At 72.8% G+C, this 18613-nt stretch carries 13 protein-coding genes and 1 pseudogene; 4 read left to right on the forward strand and 10 right to left on the reverse strand.

Going from position 1 to position 18613, the window contains the following annotated elements; genetic code table 11:
• Nucleotides 1-281 precede the first annotated feature (281 nt).
• Together DK419_RS08380 and DK419_RS08385 are read left to right on the forward strand one after the other, a co-directional pair.
• On the forward strand, nt 282-1979 hold the full coding sequence (locus tag DK419_RS08380) for a methyl-accepting chemotaxis protein (protein ID WP_109958673.1): 1698 nt from the start codon (nt 282-284) through the stop codon (nt 1977-1979).
• A 284-nt stretch (nt 1980-2263) separates the two neighbouring features.
• On the forward strand, nt 2264-2605 hold the full coding sequence (locus tag DK419_RS08385) for a hypothetical protein (protein ID WP_109958674.1): 342 nt from the start codon (nt 2264-2266) through the stop codon (nt 2603-2605).
• A gap of 143 nt (nt 2606-2748) precedes the next feature.
• On the opposite strand, the gene DK419_RS08390 is transcribed toward DK419_RS08385, so the two are convergent.
• Together DK419_RS08390 and DK419_RS08395 are read right to left on the reverse strand one after the other, a co-directional pair.
• Nucleotides 2749-3759 (reverse strand): ABC transporter substrate-binding protein, encoded by a 1011-nt coding sequence (locus DK419_RS08390; RefSeq protein WP_109958675.1) that lies wholly within the window; start codon nt 3757-3759, stop codon nt 2749-2751.
• Between the two features lie 129 nt (nt 3760-3888).
• Complete coding sequence (locus DK419_RS08395) at nt 3889-4140, reverse strand: DUF6356 family protein (RefSeq protein WP_109958676.1); 252 nt, start codon at nt 4138-4140, stop codon at nt 3889-3891.
• 151 nt (nt 4141-4291) lie between these two features.
• Here DK419_RS08395 and DK419_RS08400 point away from each other — a divergent pair, with 151 nt between their 5' ends.
• Nucleotides 4292-4753 carry an Lrp/AsnC family transcriptional regulator gene (locus tag DK419_RS08400; RefSeq protein ID WP_048434174.1) on the forward strand — a complete coding sequence of 154 codons (462 nt, stop codon included), beginning with the start codon at nt 4292-4294 and terminating at the stop codon, nt 4751-4753.
• A gap of 177 nt (nt 4754-4930) precedes the next feature.
• A pseudogene (locus DK419_RS08405) lies at nt 4931-6393 on the forward strand (MDR family MFS transporter).
• Between the two features lie 70 nt (nt 6394-6463).
• Here the strand turns inward: DK419_RS08405 and DK419_RS08410 are convergent.
• The 8 genes from DK419_RS08410 to DK419_RS08445 form a co-directional block, all read right to left on the reverse strand.
• Nucleotides 6464-7294 (reverse strand): response regulator, encoded by an 831-nt coding sequence (locus DK419_RS08410; protein ID WP_162561170.1) that lies wholly within the window; start codon nt 7292-7294, stop codon nt 6464-6466.
• 138 nt (nt 7295-7432) lie between these two features.
• A complete protein-coding gene (locus DK419_RS08415) occupies nt 7433-8398 on the reverse strand; it encodes a tyrosine recombinase XerC (RefSeq protein ID WP_109958678.1) in 966 nt (321 codons plus the stop codon).
• 78 nt (nt 8399-8476) lie between these two features.
• Entirely contained in the window at nt 8477-9355 is an 879-nt protein-coding gene (locus tag DK419_RS08420) for an aldose 1-epimerase family protein (RefSeq protein WP_109958679.1), read from the reverse strand.
• A 60-nt stretch (nt 9356-9415) separates the two neighbouring features.
• Nucleotides 9416-11092: a DEAD/DEAH box helicase gene (locus DK419_RS08425; protein WP_109958680.1), complete on the reverse strand. Its 1677-nt coding sequence runs from the start codon at nt 11090-11092 to the stop codon at nt 9416-9418.
• A gap of 239 nt (nt 11093-11331) precedes the next feature.
• On the reverse strand, nt 11332-15102 hold the full coding sequence (locus DK419_RS08430; protein WP_245442871.1) for an ATP-binding response regulator: 3771 nt from the start codon (nt 15100-15102) through the stop codon (nt 11332-11334).
• Between the two features lie 114 nt (nt 15103-15216).
• Nucleotides 15217-15753, reverse strand: coding sequence for a gluconokinase (locus DK419_RS08435; protein ID WP_109958682.1), 537 nt, complete (start codon nt 15751-15753; stop codon nt 15217-15219).
• Nucleotides 15754-16102: 349 nt separating this feature from the next.
• Nucleotides 16103-17506 (reverse strand): dihydrolipoyl dehydrogenase, encoded by a 1404-nt coding sequence (lpdA, locus tag DK419_RS08440; protein WP_109958683.1) that lies wholly within the window; start codon nt 17504-17506, stop codon nt 16103-16105.
• 75 nt (nt 17507-17581) lie between these two features.
• Entirely contained in the window at nt 17582-18328 is a 747-nt protein-coding gene (locus DK419_RS08445) for an SDR family oxidoreductase (protein ID WP_109958684.1), read from the reverse strand.
• Nucleotides 18329-18613 lie beyond the last annotated feature (285 nt).

Here is an 18613-nt window from a genome sequence, read left to right on the forward strand (position 1 = left end):
GCCGGCCTGACGGTGCTCCCGGTCCGCGAGGGCACCGGCCGCGAGACCCGGCCGGACGGGCGATGCATCCGGCGGGCGGGCGCGCGTCGCCGCCCGGCTTGGATGCCGGGCAAGCAGCGATGAACTGGGAATTAAAACCTGTCACTCGGGGTGGGCGTTCGAAGTTGTACTGCGAAACGGTTATATGCGATCGACCCGGCGCTCCAGTGTTTAAATATTAGGCATCGATTAACGGTTTCCGGAAAACTCTGGACACGATTGGTCGCATCAGGTCTCCGGCAATGAATCTTCTCGGCAACACTCGCATACTGGTGAAGGCTGCTCTGCCGCTGCTGATCGTCGCGGTCGTGGCGGGCGGCCTCGTCTCGTATGCGCACACCACGATCGCCAGCCTGTCGGCGCAGACGCGCCAGCTGGTCGAGGTGCAGATGGTCCGGCTGCAGACCATCCTGGCCGTCCGCCTCAACGTGAACGAGGCGGCGGTCCAGAGCCGCAACATGGCCTTGGAGACGCGCCAGGAGGAGATGGCCGGCTACAAGGAGCGCCACGACGCCGCGGAGAAGGCCGCCCTCGCCGGTGCCGACACGCTCGTCGCCCTGTCCGACACGCCGGATCGGCGGGCGGCGAACGAGCGGCTGCGCCAGACCCTGGTCGAGTTCTTCGCCGTCTCCGCGCGGGCCAACGTCCTGGGGCTCCGGAACGAGAACGAGGCGGCCGGCAAGGTCCTGCTGGTCGATGCGGCGCCGATCCGGCTGAAGGTCCGCGACATCGTCCAGGGGCGCATCGACCTCCTGACGGCGGAGCTCAAGCGGGCGCGGGACTCCGCCGACCGCGCGGCGGACGAGGCCGGCACGGTGCTGATCGGGTCGGCGGTCCTGGGGATGCTCGCCGCCCTCGGGCTCGCCGTCCTGATCGTCGTGTTCGGCATCACGCGTCCGCTCGGCGGCCTCGTCGGCGTGCTCGAGCGCATGGCCCGGGGCGACACGGGCGCCGAGATCAAGGCGGCTTCCCGGGGCGACGAGATCGGCGCGGTCGGCCGCGCGGTCGCGGGCATCCGGGACATGGTCGCCCGCAAGGCCGCCGAGGAGGCGGAGATCCGCCACCTCGCCGACGAGGCCGCCGCCGCGGAGCGCCGGCGGACGATGGTGGAGCTGGCCGACGGGTTCGAGCGCGCGGTCGGCGGGATCGTCGGCCTCGTCTCCGCCTCGGCCACCGAGCTGCAGGCCACCGCCGGCACGATGACCGCCACCGCGACGCAGACGGCGTCCCAGTCCACCGCGGTCGCGGCCGCGGCCGAGGAGGCGGCGTCCAACGTCGGCACGGTGGCGGCGGCCGCCGAGGAGCTGGGAGCGTCGGTCCAGGAGATCGGCCGCCAGGTCCAGGGTTCGGCCGGCCTCGCCCAGGCGGCGGTCGGCGAGGCTGACAAGACCGGCCAGCTCGTCCAGGCGCTCAAGGCGACATCGGCGCGGATCGGCGACATGGTCGGCATGATCTCCGGCATCGCCGCCCAGACCAACCTCCTGGCGCTGAACGCGACCATCGAGGCGGCGCGGGCCGGCGAGGCGGGCCGCGGCTTCGCGGTCGTCGCCGCCGAGGTCAAGGAGCTCGCCTCCCAGACCGCGCGAGCGACCGAGGAGATCGCCGGCCAGATCGGCGAGATCCAGGGCGTGACCGACCAGGCGGTCTCGGCCATCGGCGCGATCACCGGCCGGATCCGCGAGATCAGCACCGTGGCGGTCTCGATCGCCTCGGCGGTGGAGGAGCAGGGCGCGGCGACCCAGGAGATCGTGCGCAACGTCTCCCAGGCCGCGACCGGCACCGGCGAGGTCACCGGCAACATCGCGGGCGTGGCGCGGGCCTCCGAGGAGACCGGGGCGGCGGCGAGCCAGGTGCTCGCGGCGGCCTCCGAGCTGTCGCGCCAGTCCGAGCACCTCTCGGCCGAGGTCCACCGCTTCCTCGACGGCGTGCGGGCGGCCTGAGCGGGGGCTTCGTCTCCGCCGGGCCCCTCGACCGTCTGTCCGCCGCGCTTGATGGACGATGACATCCACCTCGTCATTCCGGGGCCGCGAAAGCGGAGGCCGGAACGACGAGGTGGAGGGCAAGATCGCTGCGGGAAGATCCGGCCGCGCCACCGGACCGTCGCCGACTGCCTCGTTCGACGCACGCGCTTCACCCGAAGCCCGCACGACGGCTGGCGCACCCCACGAACTCCCCTATCTCGGACCGCGAGAGCCGCCATCCGCATCGGCCGGGAGACTGGGGCATGATCCGAAGCGCCGTCCTCGCCGCGGCCCTGATGCCGACCCTGGCGCTGGCTGCCCCGCGGACCCGCGAGCCCGCCCCCGTCGGCCCGGTCGTCTCCGGCCTGCCCGGCTACGATTGCCGGATGTGGAGCCCGTTCGATCACGACGTCGTCGGGCCTTATCCGCGCCCGGGTGCCCGGCCGGTGCGGGCGGCGAGCGGCTGGGGCCGCACCGCCTACGGCTACGGCACCGGCGGCGCCTCGGCCTCCGGTGCCGTCGCGTTCCCGGCCGACACCGTGGCCGCCTGCGACATCGGCGAACTCACCGTCGGCCGCGCCGGATTGGACATCCTGCCGCGCTGACCCTCGACGCCTGGTCGGCGCCGAAACCCGATCGTCGGTCGATCCGCGTCCACCTCACGGGGTCGTCCCGGAGCCGCGAAGCGGAACCCGGAACGACCAGCAGGGTGGCCGATCTCGATCGGCCAGACTCCGCTCCTCCGGCCTCACGTGCCCGGCTGGCCGTGCACCGCCTTGTAGAAGAAATCCTTCCACTCCTTCGGGCGGTTCTTCAGCACGCCGGCCTTCACCAGGTGATCGGCCTGCAGCATGGTGCCGTAGGGCGTGGTCGAGAACACGACGCCGGGCTGCTTCATCATCGCGACGAGCTCGTCGGGCTCGAACTTCTCCTTGGTCGCCGCGAGGTAGATCTCGGCCGCCCGCTTCGGGTCGTCACGGATGAGCGCGTTGGCCTCGTCGATGGCGGCGAGCACCGCGGCGGTGGTCTTCGGGTTCTGCTCCATGAACTTGCCGCGGCCGAACACGATGGCGTTGCTCAACGGGCCCCCGACCACGTCGAAGGAGTTCAGCACGACGTGGATCTTCGGGTCCTTCAGCTCGATCTGCTGGTAGGGCGGCAGCGAGAAGTGGCTGTTGACCTCGCTGGTGCCGCCGAGCAGCGCGCCGACCGCGTCGGGATGGCCGAGCTGGATCGTGATCGGGTCGAGCTTGTTGCGGCCGGCCTCGCCGAGCTGGCGCTCGGCGGCGATCTGCAGCATCACGGCCTGGGCCGAGACCTTCACGGTCGGCACCGCGATCCGGTCCTTCGACGAGAAGTCGGCGAGCGTCTTCACCGCCGGGTTGCGGGTCACGAGCAGCATCGGCGCGCCGGCGGAGGCCGCGAGCCCCTTCACCTCGCCCCGGGTGCGGTCCCAGGCGAGCAGCAGGTTGGTGGCGCCGCTGGTGACGAAATCGACGTTGCCGGAGATCAGCGCGTCGACCGAGGCGCCGCCGCTCGTCAGCGTGACCCAGCTCACCTTGACGTCGCCGAGGCCCGCGCTCGCGACGTGCTTTTCCACCAGGCGCTGCTGCTCGGCCAGCACCATCGGCATGTAGATCAGGCCGGGCTGGCGAGTGAAGCGGACCTCCCCGGTCTCGGCCCGGGCGGGCGCGGCGAGGGTGGCGGCGAGGCCGAGCGCGACGGCCAGCGCGCCGGCGGCGCGCCTGAGGAACGGCATGGGCGAATGCTCCCTGGTTCCCGGCCCCTGTCCGGGCGCTCGGGAAGCCGAGCGCCCGCCGGGCCGTGTCAGAGCCAGGGTCCGGAAATGACCCGGACACGTCAAGCCGCGACGAAAGTCAGGGGGTGCTCAGGCCGAGACGGCGGACGGAGCCTCGGCCCGGTGCCGGTCCGCGCGGGCGCGGTTCGCCACCATGCGGTCGTGCAGGCGGATGATGGTCCGGGAGCCGGTCGAGGTGAACGCGAAGGGCAGGATGCCGTGCACCAGGCAGGCGAGCCCGCCGGCGATCATGCGCAGGCCGAAGCCCGTGGCGACGCCCATGTGCTCGACATAGGTCTCGCCGACGGAAGCCGGATGCTCGGAGAAGGACAGCTTCGACATGGCGGTTTCCTGAAAGGTCTCGAACCGGGGTCTCGAAAGGCACCTTGAGGATCGCACGGGGGCCGCGAAGCCGGATTGCGAATTTCCCCCGTTTCCCGCATGTTCGCGCAAGGCGATTTCGCGGAAGCGCGATGCGTTGGGAAAATTTCGCGTGGACGAGTTCGACCGGAAAATCCTGTTGTGCCTGCAGGAGAACGCGGCCGAATCGCTCGAGGCGATCGCCGCGCGGGTCGGCCTGTCGGCCTCGCCGTGCTGGCGGCGGATCCAGAAGCTGGAGGCGCAAGGGGTGATCCAGCGCCGGGTGGCGCTCCTCGATCCCGACCGGATGCGGGTCGGCGTCACGGTGTTCGTGTCGGTGCGCACCAACCGCCACACCGCCGACTGGGCCGAGCGCTTCTGTGCCGCCGTGGTGACGATTCCCGAGGTGGTCGAGTTCTACCGCATGAGCGGCGAGACCGATTACCTGCTGCGCATCGTCGTGCCCGACATCGCGGCCTACGACCGGGTCTACAAGCGGCTGATCCAGTCGGTCGACCTGTACGACGTCAGTTCGGCCTTCGCGATGGAGCGCATCAAGTACACCACCGCCCTGCCGGTGACTTACGCCGAGTGATCGACGGATGCGGGTCTCTCTCGGGATCCCTTGCGCGATCCCTTGCGCGGTCTCTCGCGCGATCCCTTGCGCGGGTCTGGGCTGCGCCGGGCGCCGGTTGCTTTCCGGGCGGATGGGTTTAGCTGCGCCGGTCGGCCCCCTCCCCGGCCCGACGCGCCCGACGAAGAAGCCTCGATCATGACGACCCCCCGGACGACGCACCGTCCCCTCGTGATCGCCGCGGTGATGGCCGCGATGGCGATGGTGGCGATCGAGGCGACGATCATCTCGACCGCGATGCCGGGCATCGTCGGCGAGCTCGGCGGGCTGTCGCTCTACGCCTGGGTGTTCTCCGGCTTCCTCCTGACCCAGACCGCCGCCACCATCGTGTTCGGCAAGCTCGCCGACATCCACGGGCGCAAGCCCGTGCTGCTCGCCGGCATCGCGGTCTTCCTCGCCGCCTCGACCCTGTGCGGCTTCGCCTGGTCGATGCCGGCGATGATCGCCTTCCGGCTGATCCAGGGCATCGGGGCCGGCGCGATCCAGCCGATCGCGCTCACCATCGTGGGCGACCTCTACAGCGCCGAGGAGCGCGGGCGGATCCAGGGCTTCCTCGCCAGCGTCTGGGCGATCTCGGCGGTGGTCGGGCCGCTGGCCGGCGGCTTCATCGTCGCCCACGCCTCGTGGTCGTGGATCTTCTGGATCAACCTGCCGGTCGGCCTCGTGGCGACCGGCCTGTTCGTCGCCTTCCTGCACGAGGGCGAGCGGCGCGAGCGCCGCCCCGTGGACGCCAAGGGCGCGGCCCTGTTCACCCTGACGGTCGCCGCCCTGATGGTGGGCCTGACCGAGGCCGGCGAGGCGCGCTGGTCGATCGTGGCGGGGGCGGCCGCGCTCGGGCTCGTCGCGGCCGTGCTGCTGGCGTTCCAGGAGCGCCGGGCGCCCGAGCCGGTGATCGACGCCGCGCTGTGGCGGCGCCGGCCGATCGCCGCCGCCAACGCCACCTCGCTGCTCGCCGGCATGGCCCTGATCGGGCTCACCACCTTCCTGCCGATGTACGTGCAGGGCGTGCTTCAGCAGACGCCGATCGTCGCCGGCATGGCGCTCACCGTGATGGTGCTCGGCTGGCCGATGGGCGCGACGCTGGCCGCGCGCAACCTGCACCGCTTCGGGCTGCGCCGCATCCTGGTCACCGGGGGCTGCTGCTGCCGCTCGGGGCCCTCGCCATCGTGACGCTGCAGCCCGGCAGCTCGCCGGCCCAGGCCGGCGCCGGCTCCCTCGTCATGGGCTTCGGCATGGGGCTCCTCAGCAACGCTGCCCTGATGCTGATCCAGGAGATCGTGCCCTGGGCCCAGCGCGGCAGCGCCACCGCCTCGAACATCTTCTCGCGCAACCTCGGCAGCACGCTCGGCGCCACGGTGTTCGGTGCGGTGCTCAATCACGGCCTCTCGGCGGCGGGCGGCACCGTCACGGCCGACAGCCTGCAGCAGGCCCTGGCGGCGGGCGGCCTGCCGGGCGAGGCGGAGAGCGTGCGCGTGGTGCTGCAGCACGCCCTGCACCAGACCTTCTGGGCCGTGCTGGTGATCTCCGCGGCGGCCTTCGCCACGGCGCTCCTGGTGCCGCACGTCGCGGTCGGGCGCGCCCGCGAGGTGCCGGCGGAGTGACGAGGCGCCCTCGGGCCGGGCGCGAGGCGGATCTCTCGCGCGACGCGGCTCTCTAGCGCGACGCGGCTCTCTAGCGCGACGCGGCCTGGGCCGGCAGCGCCTCGGTGATGGCGTTGAGGAGGTAGGGCCGGCGCAGGCCCAGCACGTGATAGAGCACCCGGTCGACGTCGCGGGCGAAGAAGGGTTTGCGCAGCACGTAGTCGATGCCGAAATGGCGCGAGGCCTGGGCCATGGTGGCGGCGTCGCCCCCGGTCATCAGCACCAGCGGCGTGCCGGGCGCGACCTCGCGGATCTGGCAGGCGAGCTCGAGCCCGCCCCCGCCGCCGCGCAGGCCGAGATCGATCAGGGCGACGTCGCAGGCCGCCTGCCGGGCGAGCTTCAGGGCGTGGGGACCGCTCTCGATCTCCTCGACCGAGAGGTTGAACCCGGACGTCGCCAGGATGCGCCGCACCAGGGTGCGGCTCTGGGCCGCGCTGTCGACGAGGAGGAGGCGGGTCGATTGCCGACGTCGGGCATGGGCCTGGAGCAGCCCGGCGATGTGGGTCTCGTCGAGGGGCAGGCGCAGGAACTCGTGGGCGTCGAGGTGCTGCGCGACCTCGGTCCAGCGGGGGAAGATCTGGGTCGCGATCAGGATCAGGCAGGGCACGACGAAGCCCTGCGACTTGAACCGCGCGACGGCCTCCGGGCCGGTCGCGTCCTCGAATTGCAGGCCGACGAAGGCGAGGACCGGCCGGTGGGCGAGGCAGGCCTCGCAGGTCTCGCGGCTCGTCGCCGCCTCGACGATCCGCAGCGACGGATCGTGCGCGCGGATCAGGGCCGCCAAGCTCCGGCGCAGGGCCGGGTCGCGGTCGGCGATGAGAGCCGAGGCCGGTCCGCTCGCGCGGGCATCACTGTCGCTCACCGGCATCATGCTTCGTCCGCGTGGCAGGTCACCGCCAGGATCGCCCGGCCGTCGGCCGAGGCCATGGGTCGGGTGATCTGGAGATTAAGGTCTTAAACGGCAAAACTTAGCGCTCGATTACGAAGAAGCGCGACTGGCTTACGAGGCACGCGCCCGCGGATGTGCGGAATCGAACGCATCGAGCAGGCGGACGGCGTCGACTTTGGTGTAGACCTGTGTCGTCGCAAGAGATGCATGACCCAGTAGTTCCTGGATCGCCCGCAAGTCACCCTGGCGGGCGAGAAGATGGGTGGCGAAGGAGTGGCGCAGCGCGTGCGGCGTCGCACTGTCCGGCAGCCCCAGCGCCCCGCGCATCGATGCGACGGCGAGCTGGACGATGCGCGGCGAGAGCGGACCGCCCTTGGCGCCGACGAAGAGCGGTCCCTCCGGGGGTAGGCCGTAGGGGCAGAGGCCGAGATACTCGGACACGGCGGCCTGGACCTGCGGGATCACCGGCACGCTGCGGGTCTTCTGGCCCTTGCCGATCACCGTCACGGCGTCGACGCCGTCGACCGGCGCGTCGCGCCGCCGGAGGCCGAGCGCCTCCGAGATGCGCAGGCCCGAGCCGTAGAGCAGCGCCAGCACCGCGGCGTCCCGGGCCAGCACCCAGGGCGGGCGCTCGTCGCCGGCCCGGATGTCGGGGCTCGCCATCGCGATCGCCGCGGCGACGGGCAGCGGGCGGGGCAGGCGCCGCTCGACCTTCGGCGAGCGCACCGCCGCGAGCGCCGCGACGCTGCCGTGGCCCTCCCGGTCGAGGTGGCGGGCGAAGGAGCGCAGGCCCGCGAGCCCCCGCATCAGGCTGCGCCCGCCGACCCCCTCCTGGCGCCGCGCGGCCATGAAGGCGCGCAGGTCGCGGGGCTTGAGCCCGATCAGGGCCGGGATGTCGGGATGGGCGCCGGCCCGCGCGAGATGGGCGAGGAACTGGCGCAGGTCGCGCCGGTAGGCCTCGACGGTGTTGGGCGACAGCCGCCGCTCGGAGGCGAGCCCCGCGAGCCAGGCGATGGCCGCCGCCCGCACGTCGGGCGCGCCGGGCAGGAGCAGGTCGGCGGGTTCGGCGTCGGGCATGACGGGCGTTCCGGGCACGGTCGGGGCCGCCGAGTAGGACCCGCGCCCGGTTGACGCGAGGTTGACGGGAGACGCCCGTCAGGCCGGCGTGAAGCGCAGGGTGACGCCGTGACGGGCGCTCGTGCCCGGCGCCAGCAGCGCTTGCGAATCGCGGGTCGCGAGTTCTCCCGCGAACCCCATCCAGTCGGCGTGGCCGGTCCAGCACTCGAGCGACAGGAACGGCGCCGTCGGCCGCGTCCAGACCGCGAGGTGGGGGAAGTCCTCCGCCTCGAGGGCGATCGTCGCGCCCGAGGGCGCGACGAAGCGCATCGCCCGGCTGCGGGCGTTCAGGAAGACCAGCGCCTCGGTGAACAGCTCCGGGTCGAGGGGCAGGGTGTCGCCCTGGAGCGGGAGCGGGCGCTCCGAGCGCACCAGGAGGCCGCCGGGCCCGACCTCCGGCACCGCCGGCCGCTCCGGATGCTCGAAGCGCACGGCGTAGCCGCCCCCGGCCGCCCGGGTGCCGTCGGCGAAGGGCCAGGGAAAGGCCGGGTGGAAACCGAGGCCGTAGGGCAGCGGCTCGGAGCCCGGATTGTGGACCTCGCAGGAAAAGGCGAGCGCCCCGTCCCGGACCGTCGCGGTGATGTCGAGCCGGAAGGCGAACGGGTAGTGCGTCCGGGTCTCCGGGGTGTCGGCGAGGCGCAGGGTGACGCTGTCCTCGGCCTGCGCGACGACCGTGAAGCGGCTGTCGCGGGCGAAGCCGTGCTGCGCCATCGGGTAGGCGCGGCCCGCCACGGTGACGGCGCCCCCGGCGGAGGCGCCGACGACCGGGAAGAGCCAGGGCGCGTGCCGGTTCCAGTGCGCCGGATCGCCGGACCACAGGTACTCGGTGCCGCCGACCCGCCAGGAGACCGGCTCGGCGCCCGTGAGCGCGAGGCGGGCGGTGGTGTCGCGGTGGCGGATCTCGACGGTGTCGGTCATCGGGGCCTCGTGTCGTACGAGGCCCCTGTTACCGGCTGAGAGCCGGTCCGGGAATGGCCCTCACCCCCGCCGGGCGGTGTTGCGCCGGGGCTGGCGCGGGCGCGGCGGCACGTCGGCCTCCCCGCCGGCCAGGGGCTCGACCTGGAGGTCGGCCGGGCCGGTGCGCGGGAAGGTGTGGGCGAAGCGCTCGGCGGCGCCGCCGCGGACCTCGAACTTCGTCTCGCGGTCGAAGATGCGGATCGCGCCGATCTCCTCGCGGGTCACGTCGCCGCGCCGGCACAGCATCGGCAGCAGGCGGCGCGGGTCGGCGTTGTCGCGCCGGCCGACGTTGAGGCGGAACCACACGCTCGACCCGAACGGCGCGCGCGGCCCATCCCGCGACGTCGTCTCGCGCCGGGCCGCCGCGGTGCCGCGGCCGGTGGCGAAGCCCGGATCGGTGACCTCCTCGGGCGAGGGCATGCGGGCGCGGTAGGCCCGCACCAGGGCGGCGGCGATGTCCTCGGCCGAGCGCTGGGCGAGGAGCGACTGGGCCATCGCCCGGTCCTCGTCGCTCACCTCGTCGGTGACGAGCGGGTCCTGGAGCAGGCGGTCATGGTCGAGGGCGCGGATCTCGTCGGCCGGCGGCGGGCCGGACCAGACCGGGACCACGTTCGCCCGCACCATCAGCTCCTCGGCCCGGCGGCGGCGCGACGGCGGCACGAGCAGCACGCTGATGCCCTTGCGCCCGGCCCGGCCGGTGCGGCCGGAGCGGTGCTGCATCACCTCCGAATCGTTGGGCAGCTCGGCGTGGATGACGAGGCCGAGGCCCGGCAGGTCGATGCCGCGGGCGGCGACGTCGGTGGCGACGCAGACCCGGGCGCGGCCGTCGCGCAGGGCCTGGAGGGCGGCGTTGCGCTCGCCCTGGCCGAGCTCGCCCGAGAGCGCCACGGCCTGGAAGCCGCGCTCGGTCAGCACCGCCTGGAGGTGGCGCACGGAATTGCGGGTGTTGCAGAACACGATGGCCGTGCGCGCCTCGATCTGGCGCAGGGTGTTGACCACCACGAGCTCGGTCTCCCGCGGCAGGATGCGGAAGGCGCGGTACTCGATGTCGGCATGGGCCTTGGTCTCGCCGACGACCGCGATGCGCAGGGCGTCGCGCTGGTAGGCTTCCGCCAGCGCCACGATGGCCTTCGGCAGGGTGGCGGAGAACAAGAGCGTGCGCCGCTCGGCCGGCGTGGTGCCGAGGATGAACTCGAGGTCCTCGCGGAAGCCGAGGTCGAGCATCTCGTCGGCCTCGTCGAGCACCGCGGCGCGCAGGGCCGTCGGGTCGAGGTTGCGCCGCTCGAGGTGGTCGCGCAGGCGGCCGGGCGTGCCGACCACGATGTGGGCGCCGTCGGCGAGCCAGCGGCTCTCGCGCCGCGGGTCCATGCCGCCGACGCACGACACGACGCGGGCGCCGGCCGGGCCGTAGAGCCAGGACAGCTCGCGGTGGACCTGGAGCGCCAGCTCGCGGGTCGGCGCGATCACCAGGGCGAGCGGAGCGCCGGGCGCCGGCAGCATCTCGGCGTCGCCGAGCAGGGTGCGGGCGAGGGCGAGACCGTAGGCGACGGTCTTGCCGGAGCCGGTCTGGGCCGAGACGACGAGGTCGCGCCCCTCGGTCTCGGGCTCGAGGACGGCGGCCTGGACCGGCGTCGGGTCTTCGTAGCCGCGGTCCGCGAGGGCCTTGGCGAGGGGGGCGGGCAGAACAGGAAACGGCACGTGGATTCGATCCCGGGGTAATGCGACGCGCGGGGATCGGATCGGCTCCGGAGGCCAAAGGCTTGGTAGCACATGGCCTCGACAGAGGGCCCGGCCGCATGGCGGCGGGCGCTCGCGGCGCGCGGGATATCCCTACGGTCTTTTCGTGGAGGATGGTGCTGTTACAGGGGATCGAGGCGCAGGTCCACCCCAGGGGGCCGCATGGCCGCCGGGCGCCCGGGGGATGGTTCCCCCGGGGATCACCCCTCGATCATCGCCCGGATGCGCCGCGCCAGCAGGTCCACCGGGAACGGCTTGGTGATCATCTGCATGCCGGGCGCGAGGAACCCCGCCATGGCGGCGTTCTCGGCGTAGCCGGTGATGAACAGCACCTTGAGCCCCGGGCGGTGCTCGCGGGCGGCGTCGGCGAGCTGGCGGCCGTTGAGGCCGGGCAGGCCGACATCGGTCACGAGGAGGTCGATGCGGCCGGGCACGCGCAGGGCGGCGAGGCCGGCCGGGCCGTCCTGCGCCTCCAGTGCCCGGTAGCCGAGGTCGCGCAGCACCTCGAGGATGAGGCTGCGCACCGCCGGCTCGTCCTCCACCACCAGCACGGTCTCGCCGCTGCCGGCGAGCGGCGCCGCGTCGGAACCCTGCGCCGGGGTCTCGGCCTCGTCGAGCGGACCGTCGTGGCGCGGCAGGTAGAGCGCCACGGTGGTGCCGCGGCCGACCTCCGACGCGATGGCCGCGTGGCCCTCGGACTGGCGGGCGAAGCCGTAGATCATCGACAGGCCGAGGCCGGTGCCCTGCCCCAACGGCTTCGTGGTGAAGAACGGGTCGAAGGCGCGGCGCGCCACCTCGGGCGGCATCCCGGTGCCGGTGTCGGTCACGGCGAGGCGGATGTAGGAGCCCGGCGCCACGTCGCCGTGGGCGGCGGCGAACACCGCGTCGAGGGTCACGTTGCGGGTCTCGATGGCGAGGTGCCCGCCGTCGGGCATCGCGTCGCGGGCGTTGATCGCGAGGTTCAGGATCGCGCTCTCGAGCTGGTTGGCGTCGCAGAGCGTCGGCCACAGCCCCTCGGCGAGGCGGGTCTCCAGGGTGACGGTCTCGCCGAGCGTGCGGCGGACCAGGTCCTCCAGCGAGGCGACGAGCGCGTTGGCGTCGACGGGGCGCGGGTCGAGGGGCTGGCGCCGGGCGAAGGCGAGGAGGCGGTGGGTCAGCGCCGCGGCCCGGTGGGCCGAGGTCAGCGCCGCGTCGATGTAGCGCCCGGCGACCTCGGTGCGGCCTTGAGCCAGGCGCGTCGAGAGCAGGTCGAGGGAGCCGACGATGCCGGTGAGCAGGTTGTTGAAGTCGTGGGCGATGCCCCCCGTCAGCTGGCCGACCGCCTCCATCTTCTGCGACTGGCGGAAGGCCTCCTCCAGCTCGCGCTGCTCGGTGACGTCGCGCCCGACCGCGTGCAGGTGCTGCTCGCCCGGCACCGCCGTCCAGGACAGGGTGCGGTAGGTGCCGCCGGCGTGGCGGTAGCGGTTCTCGAACAGGAGCGTGGCCTGGCCCTGCTCGACCCGCCGCGCCTCCACGGCGGTGCGCTCGCGGTCGTCGGGATGGACGAGGTCGAGGAACGAGCGCCCGACGAGGTCCTCCGGCTCCCAGCCCAGCACCGTGCGCCAGGCCGGGTTGAGCGCGGTCATGGTGCCGTCGAAGCGCGCGATCAGCATCACGTCCTTCGACAGGCGCCACATCCGGTCGCGCTCGCGGGTGCGGGCGGCGACCTGGGCCTCCAGGGTCTCGTTGACCTGCCGCAGGGCGTCCGCCGCCTCCCGCCGGACCCGGGCGAGGCGCAGGTTGGTCTCGACCCGGGCCTGCAGCTCGCGGGCCGAGAACGGCTTGATCAGGTAGTCGTCGGCGCCCGCCGCCAGCCCCTCGATGCGGGCCTCCTCGCCGGCCCGCGCCGAGAGCAGGATCACCGGGATCCCCCGCAGCGCCGGGTCGGCCCTGAGGGCGGCGAGGAGCCCGAACCCGTCGAGGCCCGGCATCATCACGTCGGAGAGGACGAGGTCGGGGGCCCGGCGGCGGGCCGCCGCCAGGGCGGCATGGCCGTCTCCCACCGCCTCGACCACGTGGCCGCTGTCGCCGAGCAGGCGCCCGACATAGGCGCGCATGTCGGCGTTGTCGTCGGCGAGCAGCACCCGGCCGGTGAGGCCGGGCGGGGCGGCCGTCCCCGCGGCCTCGCCGAGATCGGGCGGCGGCGCTCCCCCGTCGTCGAGCCAGCGCGTCGCCTCCTCGACGAAGACGTGCGAGCGGGTCGCGGTCGAGACCGCGGGCCGGGCGGCGCGGATGCGCTCCGGCGGCAGGTGGGCGCGGCCGAGCGGCAGGCTCACCGTGAAGGTGCTGCCCTCGCCCAACGCGCTCTCGACCGCGACCGTGCCGCCGTGGAGCCGGGCGAGCTCCTGCACCAGGGCGAGGCCGATGCCCGACCCCTCGAAGCTGCGCCCCTGCGCGCCCTCGACCCGGTGGAAGCGCTCGAACAGCCGCGGCAGCTCGGCCTCCGGGATGCCGAGGCCGGTATCCGCGACCGTGAGCACCGCCCGGCCGCCCTCCGCCCGCAGGCGCACGGCGATGCGGCCGTCGAGGGTGAACTTGAAGGCGTTGGAGACGAGGTTGAGGACGATCTTCTCCCACATCTCCGGGTCGACGAAGGCCGGCTCGGGGAGCGGGGCGCACGCGACGTCGAGGACGAGGCCGGCCTTGTCGGTGGCCGAGCGGAAGCTCGACGCCAGCTCGGCGGTGAAGCGGGCGAGGTCGAGGGGCTCGAAGGCGGCCTGGGCCCGGCCGGCCTCGATGCGCGAGAAGTCCAGCAAGGCGTTGACGAGCTTCAGGAGCCGCAGGCCGTTGCGGTGGGCGAGCTCGACGAGGCGGCGCGTCTCGGGGTCGATCGCGGCGGGCGAGGATTCCAGCACCTCGGTCAGCGGCCCGAGCATCAGGGTCAGGGGCGTGCGGAACTCGTGGCTGACGTTGGAGAAGAACACGGTCTTCTGCCGGTCGAGCTCGGCGAAGGCCTCGGCCCGGCGCCGCTCGGCCTCGTAGGCGTTGGCGTTGGCCAGCCCCGTGGCGATCTGCCCGACGAACAGCGCGACGAAGCCGCGATAGGTCTCGTCGAGGGGTCGGTAGGGGTTGAGCCCGGCGACGAACACCCCGGCCGGGCGGCTCTGGCCCTGCCGGGCGATCGGCAGCACCAGGGCGTGGGCGGGGGGCCGGTCCCACGGGCCCGCCGGCAGGTCGGCGAGGAGCGGGCCGAGATCGGCCACGGGCAGGGCCGCGTCGCCGGCGCGCGCGAGGAGGTCCATCGCCGCGGCGGCGGCCTCGCGCCCGGCGGCCGGGTGCTCCGGCCCGAGGCCCGATCCGGCGAGGAGCGCGGGGGCGTCGCCGTCGAGATAGGCGAGAACCGCCGGCAGGTCGGCCGTGCCCGCCCCGAGGCAGCCGGCGACGACCGCGCCGACCTCCGCGGCGGTGCGGGCCGCCGCCATCCCGGCGCCGAGGTCGCGCAAGCAGCGCAGCCGCCGCTCGCCGATCACCCGCTCGGTCTCCTCCGAGACGACGCACAGCATGCCGGTGACGGTGCCGGAATCGTCGGCGAGCGGGCTGTACGAGAAGGTGTGGTAGCTCTCCTCGGTGAAGCCGCGCCGCTCGAGGAACAGCAGCAGCGCCTCGTCCCAGGTCGCCTGGCCCGTGCCGAGCACCTGGGCGATGCGCGGGCCGATGTCGGGCCAGATCTCGGCCCAGACCACGTCGGAGCGCGCCCCGAGCGCCCAGGCCTCCTTGACCCCGAGGGTGGGCTTGTAGGCGTCGTTGCAGAAGAAGGTGAGCTCGGGCCCCCATGCCATCCACATGGCGAAGCGCGAGCCGAGCATGATCCGCACCGCCGCGGTCAGCGATTGCGGCCAGCCCTCGACCGGTCCGAGCGCCGTCGCCGCCCAGTCGTGGGCGCGCAGGCGCGCGCCCATCTCGCCGCCGCCTGGGAAAAGAGTCTCGCGCATCGCGGGCGGGTTACCGGGCATGGGAGGTGTCCAGCATGCCTCCGCGATGGCACGGGCGCCGCGAACTGTCAAAAACCAGGCCTAACACGAATCGGTTCGGCCCCGCCCGGGGGCTTAGGGCGCCCGCCCGGTCAGCGTCTCGACGATCTCGGCGACGATCGCCTGCGGCGTGCCGCCGACCGAGACCACGAGCGGGTTCTCGTCGGGCGTGGGCTCCTGCAGGGTGCGGAACTGGCTGTCGAGCAGGCTCGTCGGCATGAAGTGGCCGTGGCGAGCGGCCATGCGCCGGCCGATCAGCTCGCGGTCGCCCTTGAGGTAGACGAGGCGCACGTCCGGCCGGTCGCCGGCCAGGATGTCGCGGTAGGCGCGCTTGAGCCCCGAGCAGGTCACGACCCCGTGCCGCCCCTCCGCCCGGAGCGTGTCGATCCAGGCCGCGATCGCGGCGAGCCAGGGCCAGCGGTCCTCGTCGGTCAGCGGCGTTCCGGCCTGCATCTTCTCGACGTTGGCGGCGGGATGGAAATCGTCGCCGTCCTCGAACTCCCAGCCGAGCCGGCCGGCGAGGAGGCTCGCCACCGTGCTCTTGCCGGAACCGGAGACGCCCATCACCACGATGACCGCGGGGGGAGCCGGGTTGCCTGACGCGTCGTCCATCGTGGCGTGTCCTCCGGTTTTCTTTGGTATTCTGGAACAGACGATATCGCGTTGAGCGCGTCACCCTCCCCTTCTGCCGCACCGCTGTCCGGGGAAAACCCCTTCGAAATCAAGGCGCGGGATCCCCTCTCCCGAGTGGGAGAGGGGTAGGGGCGATCGAAGATCGCGCGAGGGTGGCTCGGGTTCCGCAATGATCCAGAACTGTCGAGCTGCGCAGCTCGACGCCCAGCGAATTATCCTTAAGCCGAGCCACCCTCACCCCCGGCCCCTCTCCCACACGGGAGAGGGGAGGCGCGCCATTTTTTTTCCGGACAGCCCTGCGCAGGGGGGAGGGTTACGGCCGTCGCGCTCACATGTGCAGCGCGCGCTTCTCCACCGCGAGAGCGGCTTCCTTCACCGCCTCGGTCAGGGTCGGGTGGGCGTGGCAGGTGCGGGCGATGTCCTCGGATGAGGCGCCGAACTCCATCGCCACCGCAACCTCCATGATGAGGTTGCCGGCGTCGGGCCCGACGATGTGGACGCCGAGCACCCGGTCGGTCCCGGCATCGGCCAGCACCTTCACGAAGCCGTCGGTGGTGTGGTTCACCTTGGCGCGGCCGTTCGCGGTGAACGGGAACTTGCCGATGTTGTAGGTGATCCCGTCCTTCTTCAGTTCCTCCTCGGACTTGCCGACCGAGGCGACCTCCGGCGTGGTGTAGACCACGTTCGGGATCACGCCGTAATTCACGTGGCCGGCCTTGCCGGCCAGGATCTCCGCCACCGCGACGCCCTCGTCCTCGGCCTTGTGGGCGAGCATCGGGCCGGCGATCACGTCGCCGATGGCGTAGATGCCGGTGACGTTGGTGGCGTAGCGGTCGTCGGTCTGGATCCGGCCCTTGTTGTCGACCTGCACGCCGACGGTCTCGAGGCCGAGGCCGCCGGTATAGGGCACGCGGCCGATGGCGACGAGCACCACGTCGGCCTCCAGCGTCTCCGCCGCACCGCCCGCGGCCGGCTCGACCGTGACCTTGGCGCCCGAGCCCGTGCGCTCGACGCCCGTGACCTTCTGCGACAGGCGGAACTGGATGCCCTGCTTGGCGAGGATGCGCTGGAACTGCTTGCCGACCTCGCCGTCCATGCCCGGCAGGATCCGGTCGAGATACTCGACGACCGTCACCTCGGCGCCCAGCCGCCGCCAGACCGAGCCGAGCTCGAGGCCGATCACGCCGGCACCGATGACGACGAGCTTGCCCGGGACCTTGGTCAGGTCGAGGGCGCCGGTGGAGGAGACCACCACCTCCTCGTCGATGGCGACGCCCGGCAGGTTGGCGACGTCCGAACCCGTCGCGATCACGACGTTCTTGGCCTCGAGGATCTGGTTAGCCCCGTCCTCCGACGTCACCTCGACCCGGCCGGCGCCGGCGAGACGCCCGGTGCCCTGGAAGGCGTCGATGCCGTTCTTCTTGAGCAGGAACGCGACGCCCTTGGTGTTGCCGTCGACGCCGTCCTGCTTGAACGCCATCATCTTGGCCAGGTCGAGCTTCGGCTCGCCGACGGTGATGCCGAGCACGGGGAAGTGCTTGGTCGCCTCCTCGAACGCCTCGGAGGCGTGCAGCAGGGCCTTCGAGGGGATGCAGCCGACGTTGAGGCAGGTGCCGCCATGGGCCGGGCGCTTCTCGACCACGGCGGTCTTCAGGCCGAGCTGGGCGGCGCGCAGCGCGCAGACGTAGCCGCCGGGACCAGTGCCGATGACGACGAGATCGTAGGAGGACATGCAGGACTCGCGAGGTTGGGAGCGGCGGGCCCGGCTGGGCGCCGCCGCTGCGATGAGTGATGGAGTGAGGGGCGGCTAGCGGCCGCCCGAGATCGTCAGGGTCGCGCCGGTGGCGTAGGAGGCGTCGTCCGACAGGAGCCAGACCACCGCGGCCGCGACCTCGTCGGCGGTGCCGGCGCGCTTCATCGGCACGAGCGGGCTCAGCCGCGCCAGCCGGTCCGGCTGGCCGCCGCTGGCGTGGATGTCGGTCTCGATCAGGCCGGGGGCGACGCCGTTGACCCGGATGCCCTCGGCGGCCACCTCGCCGGCGAGCCCCGTGGTGAAGGTATCGATGGCGCCCTTCGACGCCGCGTAATCGACGTACTGGTTCGGCGCGCCGAGGCGGGCCGCCACCGACGACAGGTTGACGATGACGCCGCCCGACCCGCCGTGGCGGGTCGACATCCGCCGCACCGCCTCGCCGGCGCACAGGAACGAGCCGATGATGTTGGTGGTCATCATCCGGTTGAGACGCGAGAACGTCATCTCGTCGACCCGCGCGGCGTAATCGACGACGCCCGCATTGTTGACGAGGCCGCCGAGCGTGCCGAGGCCGTCCGCCGCCTTGAACAAGGCCGGGATGTCGGCCTCGACGGCGACGTCGCTTCTCACCGCGAGCGCCCGGCCGCCGAGATCCTCGATCTCCCGCACCAGGGACTCGGCGGCGTCCTTGGCCGCGACGTAGGAGAAGCAGACCCGCCAGCCGGCCCGCGCCGCCCGCAAGGCGACGGCCCGGCCGATGCCGCGGCTGCCGCCGGTGATGACCAGGACCTTGTCCGTCATTGCCGTGCTCCCCGATGTCGAGAGACGTCCGCCCTTGGACGGGCAGGCTATCCATGGAACGTCACGGGGAAGAAAAAAACGCAGGATCCCCTCTCCCGTGTGGGAGAGGGGTAGGGGTGAGGGTGGCGCGCTTCAGTGTGAAGCTGAAAGCGTCGTGCTGGCAGCTCGACAGTTCCGGGTCATTGCGGAAGCCGAGCCACCCTCACCCCTACCCCTCTCCCAAACGGGAGAGGGGATCCCGCGCCCTGATCTTATCCCAGAAGAGCCTCTCCCAGGGGGAGAGGC

Source organism: Methylobacterium terrae (assembly GCF_003173755.1).
GTDB classification, from domain to species: Bacteria; Pseudomonadota; Alphaproteobacteria; order Rhizobiales; family Beijerinckiaceae; genus Methylobacterium; species Methylobacterium terrae.